25 protein-coding genes and 2 riboswitches are annotated in these 24,986 nt (G+C 25.2%); of the genes, 7 read left to right on the forward strand and 18 right to left on the reverse strand.

The window, feature by feature from the left end; all coding sequences use genetic code 11:
• Positions 1 to 8: 8 nt before the first annotated feature.
• The 3 genes from BN346_RS05420 to BN346_RS05430 form a co-directional block, all read right to left on the reverse strand.
• A complete protein-coding gene (locus BN346_RS05420) occupies positions 9 to 1,121 on the reverse strand; it encodes an AAA family ATPase (RefSeq protein ID WP_034440270.1) in 1,113 nt (370 codons plus the stop codon).
• 35 nt (positions 1,122 to 1,156) lie between these two features.
• The gene (locus tag BN346_RS05425; protein ID WP_034440271.1) at positions 1,157 to 1,951 is read right to left on the reverse strand and encodes a hypothetical protein; all 795 of its coding nucleotides are present in this window, start codon (positions 1,949 to 1,951) and stop codon (positions 1,157 to 1,159) included.
• Positions 1,952 to 2,145: 194 nt separating this feature from the next.
• Positions 2,146 to 2,859 (reverse strand): metallophosphoesterase family protein, encoded by a 714-nt coding sequence (locus BN346_RS05430; protein WP_034440273.1) that lies wholly within the window; start codon positions 2,857 to 2,859, stop codon positions 2,146 to 2,148.
• Positions 2,860 to 3,491: 632 nt separating this feature from the next.
• On the opposite strand from BN346_RS05430, the gene BN346_RS05435 reads away from it, so the two are divergent.
• Positions 3,492 to 4,013 carry a GNAT family N-acetyltransferase gene (locus tag BN346_RS05435; protein ID WP_034440275.1) on the forward strand — a complete coding sequence of 174 codons (522 nt, stop codon included), beginning with the start codon at positions 3,492 to 3,494 and terminating at the stop codon, positions 4,011 to 4,013.
• 251 nt (positions 4,014 to 4,264) lie between these two features.
• Here the strand turns inward: BN346_RS05435 and BN346_RS05440 are convergent, their stop codons facing one another.
• From BN346_RS05440 to BN346_RS05450, 3 genes are all read right to left on the reverse strand, one after another.
• On the reverse strand, positions 4,265 to 4,798 hold the full coding sequence (locus BN346_RS05440; RefSeq protein ID WP_034440277.1) for an isochorismatase family protein: 534 nt from the start codon (positions 4,796 to 4,798) through the stop codon (positions 4,265 to 4,267).
• A 63-nt stretch (positions 4,799 to 4,861) separates the two neighbouring features.
• Positions 4,862 to 5,659, reverse strand: a complete 798-nt coding sequence (locus tag BN346_RS05445; protein WP_034440278.1) for a YhfC family intramembrane metalloprotease — start codon at positions 5,657 to 5,659, stop codon at positions 4,862 to 4,864.
• Between the two features lie 628 nt (positions 5,660 to 6,287).
• Entirely contained in the window at positions 6,288 to 7,076 is a 789-nt protein-coding gene (locus BN346_RS05450) for a polysaccharide deacetylase family protein (protein ID WP_051540063.1), read from the reverse strand.
• Between the two features lie 203 nt (positions 7,077 to 7,279).
• Positions 7,280 to 7,378, forward strand: a riboswitch (SAM riboswitch).
• 62 nt (positions 7,379 to 7,440) lie between these two features.
• A riboswitch (SAM riboswitch) is annotated at positions 7,441 to 7,539 on the forward strand.
• A 137-nt stretch (positions 7,540 to 7,676) separates the two neighbouring features.
• Between BN346_RS05450 and BN346_RS05455 the strand changes: the two genes are divergently transcribed.
• Genes BN346_RS05455 through BN346_RS05465 form a run of 3 tightly spaced genes read left to right on the forward strand, consistent with a single transcriptional unit; the run spans position 7,677 to position 10,212 of the window.
• Positions 7,677 to 8,714, forward strand: coding sequence for a methionine ABC transporter ATP-binding protein (locus tag BN346_RS05455; RefSeq protein ID WP_034440280.1), 1,038 nt, complete (start codon positions 7,677 to 7,679; stop codon positions 8,712 to 8,714).
• The gene (locus BN346_RS05460; protein ID WP_278245496.1) at positions 8,707 to 9,372 is read left to right on the forward strand and encodes a methionine ABC transporter permease; all 666 of its coding nucleotides are present in this window, start codon (positions 8,707 to 8,709) and stop codon (positions 9,370 to 9,372) included. The genes BN346_RS05455 and BN346_RS05460 overlap by 8 nt, the downstream gene beginning before the upstream one ends.
• An 18-nt stretch (positions 9,373 to 9,390) precedes the next feature.
• Positions 9,391 to 10,212 carry a MetQ/NlpA family ABC transporter substrate-binding protein gene (locus BN346_RS05465; protein ID WP_034440284.1) on the forward strand — a complete coding sequence of 274 codons (822 nt, stop codon included), beginning with the start codon at positions 9,391 to 9,393 and terminating at the stop codon, positions 10,210 to 10,212.
• A 66-nt stretch (positions 10,213 to 10,278) separates the two neighbouring features.
• Here the strand turns inward: BN346_RS05465 and BN346_RS20900 are convergent, their stop codons facing one another.
• Positions 10,279 to 10,425 carry a small, acid-soluble spore protein, alpha/beta type gene (locus BN346_RS20900; protein ID WP_074432675.1) on the reverse strand — a complete coding sequence of 49 codons (147 nt, stop codon included), beginning with the start codon at positions 10,423 to 10,425 and terminating at the stop codon, positions 10,279 to 10,281.
• Between the two features lie 188 nt (positions 10,426 to 10,613).
• On the opposite strand from BN346_RS20900, the gene BN346_RS05470 reads away from it, so the two are divergent.
• Entirely contained in the window at positions 10,614 to 11,399 is a 786-nt protein-coding gene (locus BN346_RS05470; RefSeq protein WP_034440286.1) for an HAD family hydrolase, read from the forward strand.
• A gap of 348 nt (positions 11,400 to 11,747) precedes the next feature.
• A complete protein-coding gene (locus BN346_RS05475) occupies positions 11,748 to 12,911 on the forward strand; it encodes an iron-containing alcohol dehydrogenase (RefSeq protein ID WP_034440294.1) in 1,164 nt (387 codons plus the stop codon).
• A gap of 60 nt (positions 12,912 to 12,971) precedes the next feature.
• Here BN346_RS05475 and BN346_RS05480 read toward each other — a convergent pair whose 3' ends face one another.
• From BN346_RS05480 to BN346_RS05490, 3 genes are all read right to left on the reverse strand, one after another.
• Entirely contained in the window at positions 12,972 to 13,409 is a 438-nt protein-coding gene (locus BN346_RS05480) for a rhodanese-like domain-containing protein (protein ID WP_034440295.1), read from the reverse strand.
• 123 nt (positions 13,410 to 13,532) lie between these two features.
• Positions 13,533 to 15,095: a ClC family H(+)/Cl(-) exchange transporter gene (locus BN346_RS05485; RefSeq protein ID WP_034440296.1), complete on the reverse strand. Its 1,563-nt coding sequence runs from the start codon at positions 15,093 to 15,095 to the stop codon at positions 13,533 to 13,535.
• A 158-nt stretch (positions 15,096 to 15,253) separates the two neighbouring features.
• Positions 15,254 to 15,589, reverse strand: coding sequence for a hypothetical protein (locus BN346_RS05490; protein ID WP_034440297.1), 336 nt, complete (start codon positions 15,587 to 15,589; stop codon positions 15,254 to 15,256).
• A gap of 419 nt (positions 15,590 to 16,008) precedes the next feature.
• Here BN346_RS05490 and BN346_RS05495 point away from each other — a divergent pair, with 419 nt between their 5' ends.
• Positions 16,009 to 16,914 carry a chemotaxis protein gene (locus BN346_RS05495; RefSeq protein ID WP_034440298.1) on the forward strand — a complete coding sequence of 302 codons (906 nt, stop codon included), beginning with the start codon at positions 16,009 to 16,011 and terminating at the stop codon, positions 16,912 to 16,914.
• A gap of 61 nt (positions 16,915 to 16,975) precedes the next feature.
• Here the strand turns inward: BN346_RS05495 and BN346_RS05500 are convergent, their stop codons facing one another.
• The 8 genes from BN346_RS05500 to BN346_RS05535 all read right to left on the reverse strand — a co-directional run bounded on the left by BN346_RS05500 (position 16,976) and on the right by BN346_RS05535 (position 24,978).
• Positions 16,976 to 17,461 (reverse strand): hypothetical protein, encoded by a 486-nt coding sequence (locus tag BN346_RS05500; RefSeq protein ID WP_034440299.1) that lies wholly within the window; start codon positions 17,459 to 17,461, stop codon positions 16,976 to 16,978.
• 663 nt (positions 17,462 to 18,124) lie between these two features.
• Complete coding sequence (locus tag BN346_RS05505; protein WP_034440301.1) at positions 18,125 to 19,087, reverse strand: ROK family protein; 963 nt, start codon at positions 19,085 to 19,087, stop codon at positions 18,125 to 18,127.
• A gap of 2 nt (positions 19,088 to 19,089) precedes the next feature.
• Complete coding sequence (locus BN346_RS05510; protein WP_034440303.1) at positions 19,090 to 19,848, reverse strand: copper homeostasis protein CutC; 759 nt, start codon at positions 19,846 to 19,848, stop codon at positions 19,090 to 19,092.
• The gene (locus BN346_RS05515; protein ID WP_034440305.1) at positions 19,841 to 20,860 is read right to left on the reverse strand and encodes an asparaginase; all 1,020 of its coding nucleotides are present in this window, start codon (positions 20,858 to 20,860) and stop codon (positions 19,841 to 19,843) included. The genes BN346_RS05510 and BN346_RS05515 overlap by 8 nt, the downstream gene beginning before the upstream one ends.
• Before the next feature lie 220 nt (positions 20,861 to 21,080).
• A complete protein-coding gene (locus tag BN346_RS05520) occupies positions 21,081 to 21,275 on the reverse strand; it encodes a transcription initiation factor TFIIIB (protein WP_242838396.1) in 195 nt (64 codons plus the stop codon).
• Positions 21,276 to 21,295: 20 nt separating this feature from the next.
• Positions 21,296 to 21,580, reverse strand: a complete 285-nt coding sequence (locus BN346_RS05525; RefSeq protein WP_034440310.1) for a DUF4491 family protein — start codon at positions 21,578 to 21,580, stop codon at positions 21,296 to 21,298.
• A gap of 747 nt (positions 21,581 to 22,327) precedes the next feature.
• Positions 22,328 to 24,706 carry a type IV secretory system conjugative DNA transfer family protein gene (locus tag BN346_RS05530; RefSeq protein WP_051540065.1) on the reverse strand — a complete coding sequence of 793 codons (2,379 nt, stop codon included), beginning with the start codon at positions 24,704 to 24,706 and terminating at the stop codon, positions 22,328 to 22,330.
• The gene (locus tag BN346_RS05535; protein ID WP_034440313.1) at positions 24,703 to 24,978 is read right to left on the reverse strand and encodes a hypothetical protein; all 276 of its coding nucleotides are present in this window, start codon (positions 24,976 to 24,978) and stop codon (positions 24,703 to 24,705) included. Before BN346_RS05535 ends, BN346_RS05530 begins: the two co-directional genes overlap by 4 nt.
• Positions 24,979 to 24,986 lie beyond the last annotated feature (8 nt).

Raw genomic sequence — 24,986 nt, forward strand, 5'->3', positions numbered from 1 at the left:
AAATCACCCTAACTTACTATCTCATTATATGAATCAAAATACATTTCAATAAATTCATCATTTTCTATAAGTACCTTATAAAAATTAGAATAACTTTGTTTTATTTCTTGCATTACACCTATTTTTAGATCTAATGGATAAAGATTTAAAAATTCAACAAATCTATTTATCTCATTTTCTGAAAAATTATTATCTAATACTTTTAAAATATTTTTTGCACTTAAATAAAGTCTAGTATGTGGTTCATTTTGAACTCTTGCTTTTAAATTATTTGATATTTTATCATCATTAAATACATCTTTATAATTAATTAAAGGATTTGTACCCTCTTCAATAAATGCCATAAATTCACTTGCAATTCTATTTCCTAAATTACCCTTTAGAACGTTTAAAAACACTTTTTTAGATATTTCTCCTTTGGATTCCTTATAAATTTTATAACATTTTGAAACTCTTTCAAAACTTCTTGGTGTAGATTGTATATTTTCTTCATCATCATGACTGCTTAAATAATTCGGAAATGTTGAAATAAATTCTATTACAGAATCTTCTATTTCATTGCTACTAGCCCACCTAATCCAGTTATTAGCATCACTTTCCATATATAGCCAAACAAATCTATCTTCTTGTGCTGGATCCATATCTACAACTTGATAATCAAAATCTCCACCATACTTACTAGATGGATTCATTGCAGCTAATATCTTAACACTTGAATTAAGATGATAACCATTTATCTCTCTATTTAGTATCAAATTCATAAGTTCTTGCTGAACTGTATGTTCACATCTATTAATTTCATCTATGAATAACAACACATCTTGTCCACTCAAAGTTAAATTTTCTATTTCCTGTAATTTAGTATGCACTGCATATACAGTTCTTTTTTTTGTCTTTTTTTGTTCATTTTCTATATAAGTGTAGTCTTCAATAGATGGTAATCCACCTATTTCACCTTCTTTAAGTAAATTACCATCTATAACCACTAATCTCCAATCATTTTTAATTGACAACTCTTTTGCTAATGCAGTTTTACCTATACCACTCTCCCCTACAATTAGTGGTACTTCATTACTTTTTATAACTAATTCAGCACTTAACAATGTATCTTTAAAATTCATATACTCCACCCTTTCTTTTGTTTAAAAACTAAATTTTAAAATTTTAACATTTCATCTACAGCAATAGATTTTGCTCTTTTGCTTCCATACTTATGGATAAATAAAATTTTATCCATAGATATATTATCATTACTTTTATCTATTACATCGCAATTTATAAAATCTCTTATATATTTTTCGCTCACTATTTCTTCTGAAATAACTTCTTTTATTGCATTTTCTATGTTTAACCCCTCTATATTAATGTACTTTATAAATAATATATTTCTTTTTAAAAATTCTATCTTTTTATCATTATTTATATTTCTTATAAATTTAATTGCTGCTTCATTTCTTTCAACTGCAAAACATTCAGCAGCAAATGTAGGTTTTTCTATGTATCTTATAGCATCATAATTTTTCTCTATAGCCAACATTTGAATTTCTTCACTTGGATTTTTTATATATTTTATAGAGTCATAATCCTTTTCAATTGCTAATCTTTGTGTTTCTATTTTAGGATTATTTATATATTGTATTGACCATCCTTTTTGATTTATTCCTTCTATTATTAAACTTTCTTCTGGATTCTTTATAAATTTCAACGTATTCCAAGCTGCTTTAACTACATATTCTTTAATTTCATAAGTTGGATTTTCAATATATTCGATTGCCCAAATATTACTTTTAACTGCAACTAAATTCATTTCTTCACTTGGATTTTTTATATATCTAATAACTGTTCCATTTCCTTGTAAAGCTGCTAATTTCATTTCATTAGTTGGATTTTCTATTTTTTTTATAAGTATTGGATTACTTTTTAACATATTTATTTTTTCAGATTCATTCATAAAATTACCCCTTATTAATAATTGTTATTACTTAATTATAATTATATACCTTTTATTATTTTTGTCTATCCCCTTATATTTTACTACTATACCTATTATTAAGACAAAAAATCCATAAAATTTTAGCTATTATAATCTTCTTATAAAAGCTAAAATTTTATAGATGCTAACCTTTACATTTTTTTGTTTTTTTATTAATTCATTTTATAGAAAACTTTCATTATATTATCTTTATCTGGAACATTATTTTTAAAGAATTCCATTACATTAAAGTCTATATCATATTTTAAATTCTTAAATGTTATATCAACCACGCCATTATCATAAAAATCCATTTCAGCAAAACTTACAAATCCGTCTCTTGAACAGCCTATTGAACCAGGGTTTAACACTGGTTTTCCTATCCAGTGCTTTACAAGTGTTTGACAATGACTATGTCCTATTATCACATAATCACACAAATCTCCATAATCTTTAGTAAATTCATCCAAAGTTGCTTCTTTATATAATACTGGAAGTTCATTCATACTATCTATCCTAGAATGTACCATAAGTATTTTCTTATTCTTTATTTCAACGATTCTCTCTGTTGGAACTGTTTTTAATTTTTGAATTCTCTCTTCACCTAAAATATTTATATTCCACTGTTGATGTTCCTTTTCTCCTTCTGTAAATTCTTCACAATCACCTGTTATTAATGAGTAATCAGTATTTCCTAAAATATTTATAAACCTCTTATCATTCATAACAATATCAAAAACTTCAACTGGATTAGGTCCTTCTTGAACAAAGTCTCCTAGGTTTAAAATTTTTTCTACATTTTTTTCTTCTGCATATTTTAAAAAAGTATTAAATGCATGTATATTGCTATGAATATCAGCAATAACTAGTATTGTTTCCTTCCCCATAGTCCAACTCTCCTTCATTCCGAAAATCAATTCATTATTTTCTAAATTTTCTTAATTATTTGTTATTTCTATTATATCATCTTATTCTATTTACACAACTTTCCTTAAAAAGTTGTTCAAATTCACATTATCCTAACAATTATTTTATCCTTTATATGGGCTAAATATACTTTATAGAGTTTAAATCATTTATTTTTTAATATTTGAACTTATATTATCATTTAAATTTTTAATAATAAATGTTAAAATATTCTTATCTTATAAATTTTACCTATTATTGCTAGATTTTCTATTTATCTTATAAATATATAGGGGTCCATATTCATCTTTAAATTTATTAGCTTCAAAACTTGGACACTCTCAAGAGTTAGACTAGCTCAAAATCATTTTAGAATGAATAAAAATGATTTTTAATTAGATAAGTCTAACCATTATAATGGTGATTTGAATTTTCAGTTATGCCTATAAGCATTGTTAATTATTAATTAGTTTTAAATGTGAAAATTTTTATGCTTTAGTCTCATTAGTAATGATATGTACATTTTAAAATTAACATTAAGTTCATGATAATAGGTTTTTATCTATATATTCAATAACTTTGATTATTTTACAATATATTAAGGGGGAATTTTATGTATTTATTTTGTGAAAGTAATAGGTTATATTTAAGACCTGTTACACTTAAAGATTCTAATTTTATATATAATATTAAAAGTAATGAACTTATTAAAAATTTTTCTATAGTGAATTCCTTTGATGACATTTCTAATCATACTGAAATACAAGATATAAAAAATACTATTAAAAACAATAATGAAATATACCTTATATTAACCTTAAAAGAAGATAACTCTAGCATTGGTTTTATAAGAAGTAAATTTTTAAATAAGAAAAGAAATATTGTAAATTTAGAATTTGCTTTAAACAATGGTAAAAGAAATGGTTACATGAAGGAAGCTTTGAATATTTTTATTGAAAAACTTTTTTCAATAGGAGTTGAAAGAATTGAAATCTCTATATTAGATAATAATAAAATTGCTTATTCTTTGCTTACATTTTTAAATTTTAAATTAGAAGGCACTAAGAGAAAAGCTTATTATACATCATCTAAATGCCATGATGTATTAATATTATCATTATTAAAACAAGAATAAATATCTGAATTTTCAAAACAAGCTTAAATTATAAAAGAGTTATTAAAATAATATTACTGAATCATCATTAGGTGTTATATTTTCTAAAAAAATTGGCAATCTTAATTGATGGATATGTATAATATTATTAAATTTATTGTTTATATGTTTCATAAATAATATTATGCACAAAATGACCAAATTCATTTTTTGAATTTGGTCATTTTATTTTTAGAGCTAATTATTTAATTTTTATATAGCCCCTTATATAATTATTTATTTTTTTCATTTTCTATAAATTCATCTACATATAAAACTTCTACAGTTTTAGACCAATTTAACACTGTTCCCACTAAATCTTTAATATCTAAATCTTCCATATCATATATTTCACTATTATTTATTGTGCCAGTTGCATCTTCTATGAACGTAACTTTATATCCTCTTTCAAATGCTACTATAGCTGTAAACATACAGCAAAACTCTGTATTGAAGCCTACTATTACAACTTCATCAACATTACTTTCTTTTAATATATTATCTAAGTTTGTTTTATAAAAAGCACTTGGAGTTGTTTTCTCAATAATTTCATCATAATCCTCAGCGAATTCTTCATGTATCTCAGAACGATTACTGCTTTCATTTAAAGGACTATCATTGTCTGCTTCTATATGCCTTACAAAAATAACTTTATCATTTTTACTTTTGCATATATCTATGACTTTTTTTATATTATCCTTTTCTTCCTTGAAATTTTTTTGACTTAAGATATGTTTTTGCATATCTAATACTATTAATGCTCTCATAATATTATTCACCTCATAATTATGCTTATATATTAAATGTAATTATAATTTATAATTATCACTTTATATATCATCAGTATTTATAAATATTTTTCTTTTTTTGTATATTATAATTAATGTTATTACTGCAATTAATATTAAGTATTCTTCTACAAAAGCTATGTTCTTTATACTTCCTATTTGATATAATGCAACTACAAAGTCAACTGCAGCATGTAATAAAATTCCTAAGAAAAAATATATTCTTTTTCGTTCTTTTATACTATAGAAAATAAGCATTGACAATCCTATTTGGATTATTATAGTGCACACTCTTTCAATTCCAGCTATTCCCCACGTATAAGATGGTGCATTAATTAACTGAGTTTTTACTAAAGTTAAACTTGACTTTAAAGTTCCACTAGCAGCATTTATTAAATTGTCAAAAGTTCCGTTGTTTATTTGAATTACTGCAATAATATTATTAAAATACATAACTCCAGCTACTAGAACTGCTTCTATTCCTCCATGCCCAATACCATATGCTACTGAATTTTTGTATGATTTATTTTTCTTTAATATCCATCTAAAACTTATATATCTTGCACTTTCTTCAAATATACCTGCCATAAGTCCAGCATAAATCATATAGAAAATAGGATTAGTTAAAATTTGTGAAGTTTTTTCATTTTGATATAAAAAATAATGATGTAGTGGTGCTTCTAAAAGTTGTGTAGATACAATAAATGCTATAATTCCTACAAATGCATATTTCAAATCAATTTTATACTTTCTTTTACCGTATATAATAAGAATTATTGGCATTATAGCACTTAATACAAATGTAATAACAATAAATATAATAGAATCAATACCTACCATATCCTTCTCCTTTTATGAAATTTTATAAAATATAGGGTTCCAAGTTCAAATTTAAAATAACATCCTTATCAAATAATACTAGTGATATTATAGTTTATTACTATATTTATATTTGGAACCAAGTAAAAAGTTAAAGTTATGGTATATATTACTCACTTTGTTCCTAATATCTAAAAATAGAAGTATATAAAAACTAGTTTTTATATGGTGTTTAAATAATTTACTTTGAAATTTATTATACAAATTGATTAAAAAATTGATACTTCAATTTTATCCTTCATTATTAACTGCTCATCGTTAATAGTTAATTTTTGTATAATAGTTTAAATCTTTTTTTCCAATTGAAATAAGAATAATTGCATTTTTCATATTGGATTCCTATATAAATGATTAATTTATTATTTGAATATTTTACATACTTTCTATACATTATATTATTTATAATATTTATTGTCTATATTTTTAAATTATAATTAACTTAATTTTATAATATTCAAAAGTTTAATTTTAAATTTAATTAAACTTTTGTATAACTACATATTTATTTAAATACTTATACAAAACTAAATTATAAATTTTGTATATAATAAAAATAGCAAGTATAATACTTGCTATTTTTATTATTTTATTAATTAATTTCTTTCTCTTCATTATATCTATTTATTAATTTCTTTTCTGTTAAATTTATAAACTCATTTTCATCTATATCTTGTATAGTTTTAAATTTATATCCATTTTTCTTTAAATCTTTTATTATACTTGGAAGAGCTTTTGGTGTGGTACTGTTTGAAGCTCCATCATGCATTAAAATTACAATTCTTTCTTTATCTAAATTTTTCTTACTCATTTCTTTCCTATAATTACACAGTAATCTTTCCACTGGAATATTTATGCCCATTGCATCTTCAATTGATACATTCCAATCCACATAATTTATTTTTCTATTATTCAGTTCATCTCTTATTGATTTTAAAACTACTTTGCTCGGAACACCTGTACTTGAACCTCCAGGCATCCTCATAAAATTACAAGGTTCCTTTTCTAATAATTCTTTTAACTTACTATATGCAGCATCATAATCTTTAAAATAAATTTCTTTACTTCTATAATTTTCATTTTTATGAGTATTGGTATGTACACATATAGAATTTCCACTTTCTTCTACTTTCTTTAATATTTCTTTGTTTGTATTTGCAAGTTCTCCTATAACAAAAAATGTGGCCTTAACATCTTCTTCTTCTAATATTTTTAAAATTTCCAATGTATTTTCAGTTGGTCCATCATCAAAAGTTAAGTATACTATTTTATTATCCTCATTGTTTTCTTTAATATCATCCATATACCCTAAAACACTAAATGAAGTTAAAATCATAATTGCACAAATACAAAAACTTATAATTGCTTTACTCTTTTTCAAATTTATTCATCTTCTTTCTTTTTCAAATTCTCATATATTTATAACTATATTATCTTCTTATTTAAAATTAATATTCTTACACATTAGAAGGTTATTTATTACTGAGTTTATACTTATTTAAATATATTTGTTTTTTATTTTCCAATATTGTGTTGACTTTTCAAAATTTTCTTATATAATTAAATCATAAACTAAATATTAAATTCTTATTTTGAGTGATTGAGGGATCTGGCCCTATGAAATCCGGCAACCAGCATTTTGCATTGGTGCTAATTCCAGCGGTTTTTACCGAAAGATAAGAGAAGTTATCTATCCTCTTATTTTTCAAGAGGTTTTTTTATATTTAAAATAAAAACTTAATATATTCTTATCCAGAGTGGCAGAGGGACTGGCCCTATGAAGCCCAGCAACCAGCATTTTGCATTGGTGCTAATTCCAGCGGTTTTTTACCGAAAGATAAGAGAAAAATCCCCTCTTGTCTTTCAAGAGGGGATTTTTTATATTATGTGATAAAAACTATTTATTATTAAATTCTAACTTTTTATGTAATATATATATTGCTTTATTTAATTAATTCACTGAAAGGAAGCGATTTTTAATATGATAACCATTAAAAATTTAACTAAAATATATAATTCTAAGAATTCTAATGTTATAGCTGTTGACAATTTAAATTTAAAAGTAAATGAAGGTGATATTTATGGAATAATTGGACTTAGTGGTGCTGGCAAATCTTCCTTATTAAGATGTATAAATCTTCTTGAAAAGCCTACTAAAGGTGAAGTTTTGCTAGATAATTTAACAATTAATAGTACAACTCATAACATTATAGATATTACAAAGTTATCATCTAACAAATTAAGAGAAGTAAGAAAACAAATAGGTATTATATTTCAACATTTTAATTTGCTAATGAATTCTACTGTTTATGATAATATTGCGTTTCCACTAAAACTTAATAAAGTTCCTAAACTCTCTATTGATAAAAAAGTTAATGAACTTTTAGAATTAGTAGATTTAAAAGAAAAGAAATACTTTTATCCCTCCCAATTATCTGGTGGTCAAAAGCAAAGAGTAGGTATAGCTAGATGTCTTAGTACTAATCCTAAAATAATTTTGTGTGATGAGGCAACATCAGCGTTAGATCCAAGTACTACAGATTCCATATTAAATTTACTTAAATTAATAAATAAGAAATTTAATATAACTATAGTTTTAATTACCCATGAAATGGATGTAATTAAAAAGATTTGTAATAAAGTTGCTGTTATGCAAGATGGCAAAATAGTTGAAGAAGGATTAGTTTTAGATGTATTTTCAAATCCTAAAACTGAAATTTCTAATTCTTTTTTTGATAAGAATTTAAGTATTCCTAATAGTCTTAAAGATAAATTTTATCCAAACATAATGCTTAAGTTAACTTTTAAAGGAATTAGCGCAACTTCTCCTGTTATTCATGAGCTTTCAAAAAAATTCGAAGTAGAGTTCAATATTATCTGTGGTTGTATAGATGTAATTCAAGAAACTCAAGTTGGAAGTCTTATAATAACACTTAATAATGATTTAGATACTATTAATTCTATTACTAAGTTTTTAAAATCTATGCAAGTTGAAGTAGAGGTGATTAATTTTGACTGAACTATTTAATATATTAAATTCTACAATTAAGCCATTATTGCAAACTATTTATATGGTTTCATTTTCTACTATTATCTCATTAATTATTGGTGTACCAATAGGAATAATACTTACTATTACTTCTAAAGGACACATTAGTGAAAATAGTAAGCTATATTCTTTTTTAAGTACTATTGTAAATATACTTAGGTCTATACCTTTTATTATTTTAATAGTTGCATTGTTCCCTATTTCTAAATTTATAATTGGCACAACTATAGGTACTACAGCATCAATTGTTCCTTTATCTATAGCTAGCGCACCTTTTGTTGCTAGAATTATTGAATCTTCATTAAGAGAAATCCCCTTTGGCATAATTGAAGCTTCTTTAGCTTGTGGTGCTACTAAATCTCAAATTATATTTAAAGTTCTTATACCAGAAGCTTTTCCTTCTCTTATATCAAATATAACACTTACCATAATAAATATTATTGGTTATTCTGCCATGGCTGGTGCTGTAGGTGGTGAAGGTATTGGAGACTATGCTATTCGTGAAGGATATATGCGCTATAACAATAAAATTATATTAGCAACTATTGTGATTTTAATATTGCTAGTGCAATTAATTCAAATCACTGGTAATCATATTGCAAAAAAATCGAATAAAAAAATATTATAAATTGCGGAGGTAACATTTATGAAAAAATCTTATTTTAAATTTATTTCTATAGCTATGATTTCAATTCTACTACTAGGTTGTGCATCTACATCAGATAATTCAAAAGAAAAATCTGATGCTAAGACATTAATTATTGGAGCATCTCCAACTCCTCATGGAGAAATTTTAAATTTTGCTAAGGAAAACTTAAAATCTAAAGGTATTGATATACAAGTAAAGATATTTACTGATTATGTAATACCAAATAAATCTTTAGCTTCTGGTGAATTAGATGCAAATTATTTTCAACATGTTCCTTACATGGAAGATTTTAATAAGAAGAATAATGCAAGTATAGTTTCTGTTGGTGGTATTCATGCTGAGCCTTTAGCTGCATATTCAAATAAGATAAAAAAAATTGATGAATTAAAAAGTGGTGATATTATTGCAATTCCCAATGATAATTCAAACGGAACTAGAGCTTTAAAATTGTTAGAAAAAAATAACTTAATAACTTTAAAAAATTCAAATTCTGATATTCAAACAGAAAAAGATATAGAAAAAAATCCCAAAAACCTTAAAATCAAAACTGTTGAAGCTGCACAATTGCCTAGATTATTAGATGAAGTATCCTTGGCCATAATAAATGGAAATTATGCTTTAGAGTCAAAGCTAGATACAAATAATGTTTTATTTCTTGAAGAAATATCTGATATAGAAAAACATGTAAATATAATCGCTACTCGTGAAGATAATAAAGATAATGAAACACTCAAAGAACTTGTTGATTTTTTAAAAAGTGATAAAACTAAAAATTTTATTAGAGAAAGATATGGTAAAGCAGTTATACCTAGTAATTAATTAAGTTTCTATAAAAAAATATGAACTAATACAAATTAGTTCATATTTTTTATACTTTATTAAATTTTATTTAGCACTTTTACCTAATTTTTTAGATTCATTTGAAACCCCTATTTCATTAGAAGTTTCCATTTTCATTTTTTCTAATTCCTTTTTAGTTTTTTGACCTGCCTTTTTATTGTCTTTACTATTTTTATTATTTTTATGTGACATTTTAACTACTCCTTTAATAATAAATTTTTCAATATTTATCATTTGTATTTAGCTGAAAATTATACATTTTCTGATTTTTCTCTTTTTTGAATCTTTTTATTTTTGTTTTAGTTTGTATTATAATCTATTTACTAATGAAAATTTAACATAAGATAATTATTATAAATACTTAGGAAAAGGTGATTGAGATGGTAAAATTAATTGCTAGTGATATGGATGGTACTTTATTGGATTCAAATGGAATATTACATGAAGATTTCTATGAAACTCTAATTAAATTAAAGGATAAAAACATAACATTTGTAGCTGCTTCTGGAAGACAATATCAAAATTTACTAAAAACATTTGATAAAGTTAAATATGACATTATATTTGCGGCGGAAAATGGTACATACATTATGCAAAATGGTAAAGAGTTATATTCTAATTGTATTGCTAATGATATTCTTAATGAGCTATGCTGTCTTGGTAGATCTTTGGATAACTGTTATGTTTTACTTTGTGGTAAAAAAGCTGCTTATTTAGAAACTAATGAAAAATTTGTTCATGATGAAGTAAAAAAATACTTTGAAAAAGTTGAAGTTGTCTCTGATTTTTCTTTAATTGATGATGAAATTCTAAAATTTACTTTATGTGATTTTGATGGTGCAAATAATAATTCTTACAATATCTTTAACAAAATCTATGGTGAACAATTTAAAGTTGTCACTTCAGGAGATATTTGGCTTGATATTATGAATAAAGATGCTAATAAGGGTGTTGCAATTAAATTTCTTCAAAACAAATTAAATATATCTTTTGATGAAACAATGTCTTTTGGTGATTACTATAACGATCTTGAAATGCTTAAGTGCTCTAAATATAGCTATGCCATGGGAAATGCTGTAGATGCAGTAAAAAGAGTAAGTAATTATCTAGCTGATACAAATGAAAATTATGGAGTTATTAAAGCTATAAATGAAAATGTAATATAAAATAGGAATAACATGTAATTTTACTAGTATCCTTTGATAACGCTATTACTCTGAACCCTATAGATGTAATAAGTGAAACTGCTGATAACAGTAATTTCACTTGTTTTTTATAATTTGATATATATTTAATTAATAGTATTAATATTATATATTTTTTAATAATTCATATGTATAATTATATATATATTATCAATATTGTTTAGGCATATTCAAAAATTAATGAAGCAATTTAATGATTAATATTGTGAAGGACTTCATTAAAATAGCGCATTAATAATCATAATATTAATATTATTCTTTCATTAACTTGGTCCATTATTTTCTTATATATGCCCCAGGAGGTATTCAATGTTAAATTTTAGTTTTAAAAATCCAACTAATTTAGTTTTTGGTAAAAATACTATTTCTTCCATAGGTAACTATGTAAAAGAGTATAATTTAAAAAAAGTTTTGTTATTATACGGAAAAGGTTCTATATTTAATAATGGTGTTTATGATGATGTTACTAGTTCATTAAAGAAAAACCATATTGAATTTGTTGAATTATCTGGTGTAAAACCCAATCCTCTACTTAGTAAAGTAAAAGAAGGCATCAATCTAGTAAAAGAACATTCACTAGATGCTATAATTGCTGTAGGTGGAGGTAGTGTTATAGATTCTGGAAAAGCAATTTCTGCTGGTTCTTGTTATGATGGAGATGTTTGGGATTTGTTTGAAAATAATATTAAGCTAACATCTGCCTTACCACTATTTACTGTTCTTACTCTATCTGCTACTGGTTCTGAAATGAATTGTGGCGGAGTAATAACTAATGAAAAGGAAAATAAAAAATGGTCTTTTGGATCACCACTACTTTATCCTAAAGTATCTATATTAGATCCTACAATTCAAAGTTCACTTCCAGTGAATCAAACTATTAATGGAGCTATTGATACAATAACTCATGTATTTGAAGCTTATTTTGGTGGAACTAAAAATACAGATATGTCAGATGAACTTTCAGAAGGCATTATTAGAACAGTTATACATCATTCTAAAATTTTACTTCAAAATCCAACTAACTACGAATCTAGATGTGAACTTGCATTTGCAGCAACTCTTGCATTAAATGGATTAAATGGACTTGGAAGAAAAGGTGATTGGGCTTCACATAATATAGAACATTCGTTAAGCGTTCTTAATGATGTTTCTCATGGTACTGGTCTTGCAATAATTATGCCTGCTTGGATGAAATATGTTTATAAAGAAGATATAGATAAGTTTGCTAAAATGGGGAGAAATATTTTTTCTATAACTGAAGGTAGTACTGAAGAAATTGCACTTAAATCTATTGATGCCCTAAAAAATTATTATAGCGAATTAGGTGCACCTACTACATTAAAGGCTATTAATGTGTCACATAAAGACTTAGACTTCATAGCTGACAATGCATCAATGCTTGCACCACTTGGTACATTTAAAAAATTATATAGAGAAGATATTTATAATATACTAGAAATTGCATTTGAATAATACTTATAAAACAAATAGGATTAGCTGATTATAAGCAGTTAATCCTATTTTAATATATGTTTATTTTATTATATCTCCATCCCACTTTATCATACCTTCATGCATATGATAGACATTTTTAAATTCATTGTTCGCTAAAATTTCTGATGCTTTAGTGCTTCTTTTACCACTTCTACAATATACAAGAACATTTTTGTCTTTATATTCTTCTATCTCACTTAATCTATTTTCTAATTCTGAATCTGGTATTACTTTAGCATCTTTTATATGTCCTTCTTTAAACTCATCTTCTCCCCTAACATCTAAAATCAGCTGAAACTTACCTTCTTCAATCATTTTTTTAGCTTCTTCTATACTTATATTCTTGTAAGCTGACTTATCTTTATTATCTAAATTTTTTTCATTGCTATTTATTTTGTTTTCTTCTTTATTATTTCCACAAGCTACTAAGCTAAATGTCATACCTACTGTTAAAACTATTGCTAAAACCTTTTTCATTGTATTACCTCTTCTTATATTTTTTTAATTTAAATTTTGTGTGTTTATTGTAATTGATTTTTAAATATTTGTATAATAAAAAAAACTTATCATCAATTTGTTAATGATAAGTTTTTCTTATTATTAAGTACATATTTTTCTTAAATTTTCTAATGCATCTGATGCTTTATCTTCATCTACTAAAGCAACTATATAATCTCCATTTAAAATCACACTATTTCCTCTAGGTAATATCTCTTTAGTTCCTCTTTTAATAGCAACTACTAAACATTCACTTGGTAAGTTTGCATCTTTTATTTTCTTACCTGATATATTACTTCCAATATGCACACAATGTTCTATTAATGTTTTTGTTTTACTATCCCCTTCAAAATTATTACCATTTTTCTTAAGTAAATTTTCTAAAAGACTTTCATATATTGGTTCTGAATTTAATATATCCGAAGTTATATATGCTATTAAGGATACTATAGCAAGAGGTAATAAATGTTCAAATGAACCTGTCATTTCTGTGATAAGTATAATACCTGTAATTGGCGCTTTTACTATAGCAGTAAAATGACCTGCCATTGCAAGTATTATAAAGTTTATAATATATATGTTTGGCATACCAATTGCAGCACAAAAAATAAGACCACATATATTTCCAACTAATGCTCCTAACACTAATAACGGAAAGAATATTCCTCCTGGAACTCCTGAACCAAAACATAAAAATACTAAAATAAATTTAATTATTAGGAAAGTAATTAAAGCTAATATAGTAAAATTCTTTTCTGGTAAACTCATTATAAGATTATGTCCACCACCAATTAGTAATGGAGATACAAGTCCAGCTATTCCTGTAATTATAAATGGTATTATTGTTTTATACTGAACAGGAATTTTTTTAAATTTCCCGTATAATTTTTGAGTTTTTAAAATTCCTGAATTAAATATAACTCCACTTATACCAACAAAAATCCCCAATATTATAAGTGTCCAATAATACTTTAATGGTAATGCTATTACCTTTGCAAAATTTAAAGCTGGTGCAACACCTAAAAACTGTTTAGTTGTAAAATCTGCTGCTAATGCTGCTGCCATTGCTGATAATAATGCAAGTGGTGAAAAGTTTTTATGAGCTTCTTCTAATGAAAACATAACCCCTGACAGTGGTGCATTAAATGCTGCTGCAAGACCTGCACTTGATCCACTTGTAATTAAGTATTTTTCTTCTACATTTACTCTTTTAAAAATCCTACTAAATCCTTGTCCTATTGCGGCTCCCATTTGCACTGATGGACCTTCTCTTCCTAGAGACAGACCTGATCCTAGACATAGAACCCCACCTATAAATTTATTTATAAGAACTCTTAACCAATTAATTTCTATCTTTTTAACTAAGATACCCTCCACCTGTGGAATTCCACTTCCACATATCATTGGTTCTTTCTTAACTAATAATCCAACTAAATATCCTATCAGTATAAGTCCTAAAAATAATAACATTATATACATAGGATTTCCTTTAGAACTGCTATAAACCTTATTAAAAATAGAAGATAATTTTTCTATAGCTATCCTATTTAATACAATTATTAGCCCTGTAATTATACCTATAATAGCTCCTTCTACAATTAATTTTACCCTTAAATTTTTTCTGTGAGATAAAACATTTGTAGTTTTATTCTCTAAACCATCCATCTTATTCACCTTCTATATACGTATATATTTAAATAATTTTACAGTGTTAATTTTTGGACTATAATTTTATAAACACCAAGATTAATTATAGTATGTTATTAATTCATTTTCAAATCTTTAGTAAAGATTTTATTTTTATAAAGTCATATAACTACTATTTATCTATTATTTTTCAAGTCTGAAAACATAGTAAATCCACTTACCATTAAGAAAATTGATGGTATTATATACAATGTAGTTGTATACATTATACCTGCAATAGCACACATAACCATAAGCAATGCACCAAATTGAGATTTTTTTCTAGATATGAATACACCTATTAATGCTACAACTGAAAATATAAAAACATAAATTATTCTTGGTCCTAAAACTTCTATAGTTTTTTTATCATAGTTTCCACTTATTAAAATTATTACAATTAATGTAATCCCAATGATAAATCCAATAATACTTCCTAAAAGACCACATTTGAAACTATTTATTTTCTTCATACACATCTCCTACTTATTTTTATTTTAAACTTATAAAGAAAAACATTATTTTATCGAAATTATAATTATAAAATATTAGTTTTATATTGATTTTAAAAATAATTACACATTTAAACTAATAATTATATTATAATGTAATTATTAGCAATGGTAAAATATTATTATGATTAGATTTAGTGATATTTAAATTATCAAAATTCAACCAAAACCTATTCTAGTCAAAAATTTAAAAATTATTAAACAAATCATTCTTTATTTGTTTTCTTATAAAACAATATATTATATCTTTAAAGTGAAGACATGCTCATAAATTAACTTACTTAAGCTAATTTATAATTAAAATATAAATATTTTAAAATTAGTTAAATTCCGAGCTTATTTCACTATATATTTTAAAATAATGAAAAGTAGGTGTTAATATGAAATCTGATATATTATTAGAATCAGGTACAGGTGAAGTAGAGGTTTTAGAATTTATAGTTAACAACAAAAATTATGCAATCAATGTTATAAAAGTTAAAGAAGTTGTAGATATTGACAATTTAACTAAGTTACCTAATTGCCATCCATCTATAGAAGGTGTAATTCTTTGTAGAAATGAAATTATAACTTTAATAGATTTAGGATATATACTTGATGGCACTAGAAAACAAAGTTCAAAATTTAAAACTATAATTTGTGAGTTTAATAAGATAAAAGTTGCTTTTAAAATAGATGATGTCGTTGCTATTCATCGTATAAAATGGGAACAAATTCAAAAACCTGATGAAATATCTACTAATAATCTTGTAATTGGTAATATAATTTTAAATAATAAAATCATATTACTATTAGATTTTGAGAAGATAGTAACAGACATAAATCCAAGCACTGGCATTAGTGAAGATAGAATTGTAAATGTAGCATATAAAAATAGAGATAATGTTAAAATTGTCTTAGCTGATGATTCTGCATTAATTAGAAGATTATTAAAAGACACATTAACTAAAGCAGGATTTAAAAATTTAATTTTCTTTGATGATGGAAAACAAACATTAGAGTATTTAAAAGGTTTATCACAGGAAAAAGGTGAAAATTTTATAGAGGATGTTCAAATTCTAATTACAGATATAGAAATGCCTCAAATGGATGGTCATACTTTAATTAGACAAGTTAAAGAAGATCCTACATTAAGACAGTTACCTTGTATAATTTTCTCATCACTTATAACTGACAACTTAAAACACAAAGGTATCTCTGTTGGTGCTAATGGACAACTTAGTAAACCTGAAATTGGTCAATTAGTTGATATGGTTGATGATTTTATGGAAAAAAGTAAAATTTAATATAAAATAAAAGACTATTCAAAACTAATCTAAAAGTTAGTTTTGTAATAGTCATTTTATTTTAATGATATCCATAATTTTTCATATATGACTTTTCTAATTCTTTTATATATGATTCTTGAAGTGTTATCATTTCTGTTAAAACCTCAAACTCAGTGCTTTTCCAACCTTGTTCATTCTTTATGATTCTTCCTCTTACATCTATATACAATGCTCTAAGATCTTTATTTATTTCTATAATACTTTGTATCAATTCTCTAGTATTTTTAGGACACTGAAATTTCAATTTACTATTATAAAGTGTAATTAATGATGATATTTTATCATATAAAAAACAATCTATTTCTGTAACATCTCGATTATACAATTCTTTTTGCAAACTCTCATAATAATCTATTTTCTTATTTTGATGTTTTATAAATATGTTCATAATTATACTAGATGAATGTGAATCATTAATATCATTTTTAGCATTTTCAAATAATGTCAAAATATTTTTTGAAGTCTCCACTGACTTGTTTAATAAATCTATTGCATTATAACTCATGCTTTCCACCACCATATTTTTCAATTTTATGTAATAATACATATTGTTTCTACACATATATTATTATGTGAAAATCACTCTTTCTTTGTTCATAATTATACTATATTTTTTTAAAAATTTATAGTTGAAAATAATATTTATGAATTTACTTCACATTATTAATTACTAAATCAATATTTTTGGGATTTTAAACTTTAAATTTATATACAACAAAAAAACTTACTGAAAACATTCAATTCTCAGTAAGCTCTAAAATATAGGGAAACAAGCTCAAATTCAAAGTAATCTTTTTATCAAATAATAATTCTAAAGTTGCAGTTTACTCCTATTATTTATATTTGGAACTAAGTAAGAAGTAAGAGTGAAAAGTGATGGTGAATATCACCGGGGATTGAAATCCCCGCTACAATGTTTTATTTGAATTTCAAATAAAACTAATATAATATTTATCCATAAAAAGTTTATTTTGGAGAATAAATTCCCCATTATAATATTCTTACTAACCATAGTTTTAATAATAAATATAACTATTACTATGGACATTTTATAAAATTTAGTTTTATCCTTCATCGTTAATTGTCAATTTTTATACGATAGTTTAAATATCTCTTTCTCAATTGAAATGAGAATACTTTCATATTGGCTTCTTATATTAATCATTTTCTACATATTATCCTTAAATAATGCAGCTATACCCATTACCCCTATATTATCTTTTAGCTTGGCTTCTTTGATACTGCATACGCTTAAACTAGATTTTAAAGTTCTTTCTTTTATAATTTTCATCATATCATCATAAAAATATCCTAATGATTTTGATACTCCACCACCTATTGCTATTATTTCTGGATTGTAATATATTATTATATTTGATATTCCAACACCTAAATAAAATGCTACATCACTTACTATTTCTTTACATAATTCATCATTTAATTCTGCACCTTTAAAAACATCCTCAGCTTTTATTTCATCTACATTTTTCTTTGCAATTTCCAAGATTCTAGACTCTCTACCTTTTTTTATTTCACTTATAGCTCTTCTTCTAATAGCCGTACCTGACGCTAAATTATCTAGACAACCATAATTACCACATCTACATTTTTCACCCTTATAATCAATAGTTGCATGACCAAATTCACATGCATTACTATTTGCTCCTTCATAAAGCCTTCCATTTAGCACAACTCCTCCACCTATACCAGTGCTTACAGTCATATATACAAAGTTTTTCGAACCTTTTCCTACTCCAAGTTTATATTCTCCATAGGTTGCTACATTTGCATCATTATAAAGCTCAGTTTCTATTTTAAATTCATTTTCCAGTATATCTTTAATAGGTATATTTACAAAATCCGGTAAATTAACTACATAATTAATTATACCTTTATTAGAATCAATATTTCCAGCCGAACCTATTCCTATTTTACTTATATCATCTATACTTATGTTCGCCTCCAAACATGTTTCCACTATGCTACTTTTTATATTTTTAATTATTTCTTCTTTTCCACTTTTAACATTAGTTTTTATTTTTTTTAAAGCTAATATATCACAGTTCTCATTAAAAATACCTATGCATATTTTAGTTCCACCTAAATCTATACCACAATAAAATTTACTCATAACTACTCCTCTTGTAAATTTCTAATTTTTGTACACATTTCTTTTAAATACTCATAATTTGCAACACTATATGAACACTCTGACTTATCTTTTGAGCTACCAAAATATACATCAGGATTACTAGACATAGATAAATCTTCTTTCTGAATAAATGATGCTACATGTAAATTTCTAAAGTTCAACTCTCTTATCATCCACTCCACATTGTGTGGTCTAACACCACCTGTTAAAATTTCTATTTTTCCTTTTGAGTATTTTATAATTTCTTTTATAGTTTTATATCCATCTTCTATTGAATTCTTTTGTCCCTTTGTAAGTATTCTATCTACCCCTAATTCAATTAATGTATCTAAACTTTCAATTGGATTTTTCACTATATCAAAAGCCCTATGAAAAACTTTTTCCTTATCACCTATAATATCCACAAATCTTTTTAAAGCTTCTTTATTTATAGTTCCATCTTCATTTAATACTCCAAAAACAATACCATCTGCCCCATATTTTATTGCAAGTTTAATATCCTCTTCCATAGATTTTATTTCATATTCATCATAGAAAAATCCTGATTCTCTAGGTCTTATCATAACCATAACTGGTATATTTAAATTTCTTTTAGTTTCAATTAAACTTCCTATAGACGGGGTAATTCCACCTAATGATATGGATGAATTTAATTCAATTCTATCAGCACCAGCTTTCTCAGCAATAATTGCATCCTCTACTGAACCACAACAAATCTCAATTGTAACTTTATTATTCATCTTTATTTTTCTCCATTGAAATTGTAAATTCTGTTTCACTATGTCCTACAATTTTATTATTATCATTTACTATTACACTTGGAAATACATTATTTAATCTCTCTATAGTTTCTTTATTTTCATACCCTATTTGCGTTAATACTTCAGAAACTATAAGTGGCCATTCTTCTTCTGAACCATCTAAAACTTTTATTGCTATTCCTAATCTCTCTTTTTTTAGACCAAAACAGTAAACTCCTTTAGCTCCACCTTTAGCTATAATATTTTTATCTTGTAAAAGTACTGAACATATTAGATTTGTTCCTGATACCATTTCATAATTTTCATTCATAAGTGTCGTTATTTTTTTTACTGCAGTTCTTGTATATTCATCTTTTATTAAATCTGGACATGCCATTTTCATATAAATTGTTGCAAGATTTTTCATTGGCATACCAAATACAGGTACACCACATCCATCAGTTCCTATGAGTACCTTGTCTTCTTTATAATCTGAAAGATTAGATATATACTTAAGAATTTCTTTTTGTGCTTCATTATCTTTATCCCAATATGTTTTTGTATCACATTTTAATTCTCTACATAAAGTTAAAAGTCCTAAATGTTTTCCTGAACAATTATGATAAATTCTTCTTTTTTCACCATTGTTTCTTAAAATATCTTCCTTAGCTTTCACACCTAAAGGATATGTTGGTAAACATATTAATTCACTCTCTTCAATACCTACTTTTTTCATTATCCCTTCTAATGCTTCTACATGAAATGGTTCCGCTCTATGTGAACCAGTCATAACAGTTAATTCCTTATCATTTAATTTATATTTTTCATCTATATTTCTTTTTATTAATGGAATTGCTTGAATAGGCTTTGCAGATGATCTCATATAGGTTACAAAATTATCATCACCTATACTACACTTAACCTTTCCATCATCACCTACAATACAAATATATCCTTTGTGAATACATTCCACAATATCCCCTCTGTACTCTTTAACAAGAATTTCTTCCACACAAATCCCCCCCTAAATTAATTTATATTTCTAAATTTTTATTTCATTGTACCATTTTTTCCAAATTCATACTACAGGACTATAAATCAAATTTGTAATATTTCATTTATTTCTAAATAAATAGGAACTCATAATAATTAAGTTAAATTTTTAAAAATATATACTTAACTATTACAAATTCCTAGTTTTTAAACTCATTAATCTTCTTAACTTTTATTTTCTATTTAAAATCATGTGGATCCTTTACTCTCATAGATACAATATATCCACAGTCAGTGCAAATCTCTGCTATAACCTCTGATCCTTTTGAAAATACCTTGTCCAGTGGAAACATCTTTCCATAAGAATATTGTGTTCCTTTACCTATATGTTCACATCCACAAATAGGACATTTCTTCTCTTTTTCTTCCATCATAATTCCTCCCTTATTCTAAACTAATTACGCTTTGGATTCTTAGGAAACCACCCTTTTTTTACTCTTTCCTCTTGTTCTATTATTTCATTAATGCTCCAAAAGCAAGAAAACCCTAAGATTCCAAAAACAGCTGATAGTACTCCTATATTACTACTTAAAGATAAAAATATAAATATAATACCACTAATTAAAAATATAGGCCATATCTTTTTCCCAAAATAATACTCTCCCTTAATTACTATAGGATGAAATATACCTATTATAAGAAATGAGATTACACCTATCAATATACCATTAAAATTCATCTTATCACCTCAAAATAAATCTCTTATACCTTAATACTTATCAATATATCAAATTTCTCTCTAAATTAGAAATATCTTCAGTATTATTATATAATACATTATACATCTCAACAATAAATTAATTTTTATTTAAATGTTCTCACATTGAAAATTATTCATTAATCTCATCATTTTCAAAATATCCATATTCCTCTCCCTTTATATAAATTTATTTTCATCTAATCTAGATTTCAACACTAAATTTATAACTCCTTTAAAGTACAAATATAAAAAACTACATGATATTTCTATCTTGCAGTTTATAATATTTTTCACATCATAATTACTCAAATACTTTTTATGAAAACCTAAATTAGTAATTTCATAACTATCTCACCTTCATCAAGTTCTCATGTATCTTTAAAACCTAATTTTAAAAATATATTTATAATACTTATAAATTTCAAATCTGTTTTATTATCTTTAGCTATTATTAAATTATGTTTATTTCAACTGCGAAATGTGTCTTGTATCTTAATTAAAATAAATATAATTTAATTTTTAGAATGTCAAAATGCTGTCAAATAAAAAAACACTAAGTACGAAACTTAGTGTTTTCAATGGTGCGACTAAACCTATAAGCCGAGTTCTGTATTCCATGAAATGTATATTTTTCTATATCCAATTATATCTTTAAATATTCTCTAGCCATTGGTATGACTTGCTTACATTGCATTTTCATATTTTACCATATTATATTTTATTTTATCATATTTTTATGACCGTAGGAAGAATGTCGGAAGTTTTATTTTTTATAGGTGGTGGTAATTTACTTATAAAGCTTGCATATCCTCCTGAATAATATATTAAATTCATACTGCTATGGTTTTCCATATACTTCAAATCTTCATATTCAAAATTATCTAATTTATTTTCAAATAGTTTAAAATCTTTTTCACTAGTTCCACAAAGAAACATGAAACTAGCTCCTGCTCCTATAAGTGTATCTAGTAATATTTGTATTTGTTCTGTGTACTGACAACTAAACATAAATTTACAACCAAATTTTCTTGTTTGTGGTAATATATCATCAGTATCTAACATTCTCATTGCAGTTTTACATTGAAACACTTCATCAATACATATATGAGTTGGTTTAGGTTTTTTATTCCATCTACCACGAATTTCAGTAGCAACCCAAATTTTGCTTAATAAAAATGTAACTATAACATTTTTAGCATGTTTTTTTACACTATCTTGTGGCATTCTTATTATTATAGTTTTTCCTGTCTCAAGTTCTTTTGCAAAATTTATATTATTAATACTATTTTTATTATACATATATTTTAATTTAAAATCTCGCCTTAATACACTTACCCTGTCTAATATTCCCTCTATCTTACTTTCTTTTGTGCCTATAACTTCTGGTTTAGAATTATCCTTTGGTTTAGAGTATTCATCTATCTCACTCAAATCATTTATTTCATCTTCTAATAATTGCTTTTCTCTTTCATTCAATTTATTTATATATGAATATCGTACTTTATGATTTTCTAAACATTTTATAACTTCTTTCAAAGATGTTTCTCCACTTGCAAATACTACATTAGATGCTGCACTAAGATATTTCCCCATTCTAGCTTGTAATGGTTGCTCTTGATTTATTGAATCTATAAATACTAATACCTGTTGTGCTTGTAAATTTGCTAAACTAAGCTTTGTGAATGTGTCCATATTTTCTGTAATCTCAAACTCATTAAATGCAAAACTTTGAAGACACTCTTCTTTAGTATAATCTAAAATAATCATATCTTCTTTAGGTAAATAACTTATAACCTCATCACTCATTTCACAATTTTTTATAAAATCTATTACAACGCCGCCTTCTTTTCTTTTATTAACAAACCTATAATAATTGGCCATAAACGTAGACTTTCCTGACCCTTGAGCTCCAACTTGCACTAATGGTAAACTTCCTTTATCGTAAGTATCTTCTAAATATGATTTATATATGTTTTCTTTATATTTGACTTCTCCTAGATATGCAATACCTGTAGATAACTCTTTTGGTACTGGATTTTCTATAACTTTAATATGATCTATTTTAAATTGATTTAGTAACTCCCTGCCTGGTGCTTGTAGAAGGTTTTGACATTCATCAACACTAATAAGATTAGTATCTACTCCCTTAAATGCTTTATCTTCTATTTCTAATGGCTCTTTAATCTTCTTATATACTAGTGAATTATCTTCATCAAGAACTTTATATGCATTGCACACACTTAATGCATTTATATTTGCTCTATTTGCGTTTTTACTATCTGACATAATCACAATTTGTGTTTTAAGAACATTTTTATTCCCTTTTCTTAATGTAGCATTAGATAAATTTTTTCTATTCCCATTTATAACATCTGCCAAAGATTCAACTAAACTCAAATCTTGTTTTGTATTAGCCTTAGCTCCTCCAAATAAGTCCGTAAAAACACCTAATATCATATCTAATATATCAACTACTACATTTGCTATAGCCTTTACAAAATATCCAGTTCCACGTTGTTTCTCTAATGATTTGTGATTTTCCCACTTTTCTATTGAATTTTTATAATTATTCTCCCACATGTAAGGTCCATAATATTTAAAATTATATAATATACTTACCCTGTCTCCGTTCTCCATAATATCAAATACATTCAAAATAGAATTTAGTGGTTCATTGCTGCTTTTATCAATTTTTAAGCTAAGAGCATCTTCAAATTTGTAATTAAGTTGATATTTTATTGCATCTTTTTTGAAAGGTTCTATGTTATCTATTTCTTCTATATAACTCTTATTCCAAACTTCTCTAATTTTTTCTTTAGCTAAATTTTTGTAATGATTTGGTACTATAAAATAAAAACATATATCATTTGCATCAGTTTTATTTATATCTATCATATAAGAACACTTCCAATCAGTGTGATAGATATATTTATGTTCAATTTTTTCTATTCTTTGGTTTATTGTTTTAAACATTCCACAAATAGCTTTTGCTAGATTTGATGTGTTTTGATTTCTATTACTTTTGTGAGGTACAACCTTTAAATATACATAAGTAGGTTTTACTATTTGATAATATTTATCTAATGGCATTGATAATGATTTCATTTTGTTATCACCCCTATAGATTGTATTAAAACATATATAATAAATGATAATGTTATTCCTTTTCCATATTTTTTATATCCCATTGCATAAAGGATTATACAAGCTAATGCACTAGTTAAACATACTGGTGTTGATATTTCAACTAAACCATTCCACAAATCTATTAAAATGTGAGTCGGATGAAATAAATATTCAAAGCCTTTTGCTATTGTTTGTACTCCTTCTGTTAATTTGTCTATTGTTCCACTTACTGCAATTACACTAACATACATATGCCGTA

The sequence above is a fragment of the Clostridium ihumii AP5 genome (genome assembly GCF_000612845.1).
Classification (GTDB): domain Bacteria; phylum Bacillota; class Clostridia; order Clostridiales; family Clostridiaceae; genus Clostridium_J; species Clostridium_J ihumii.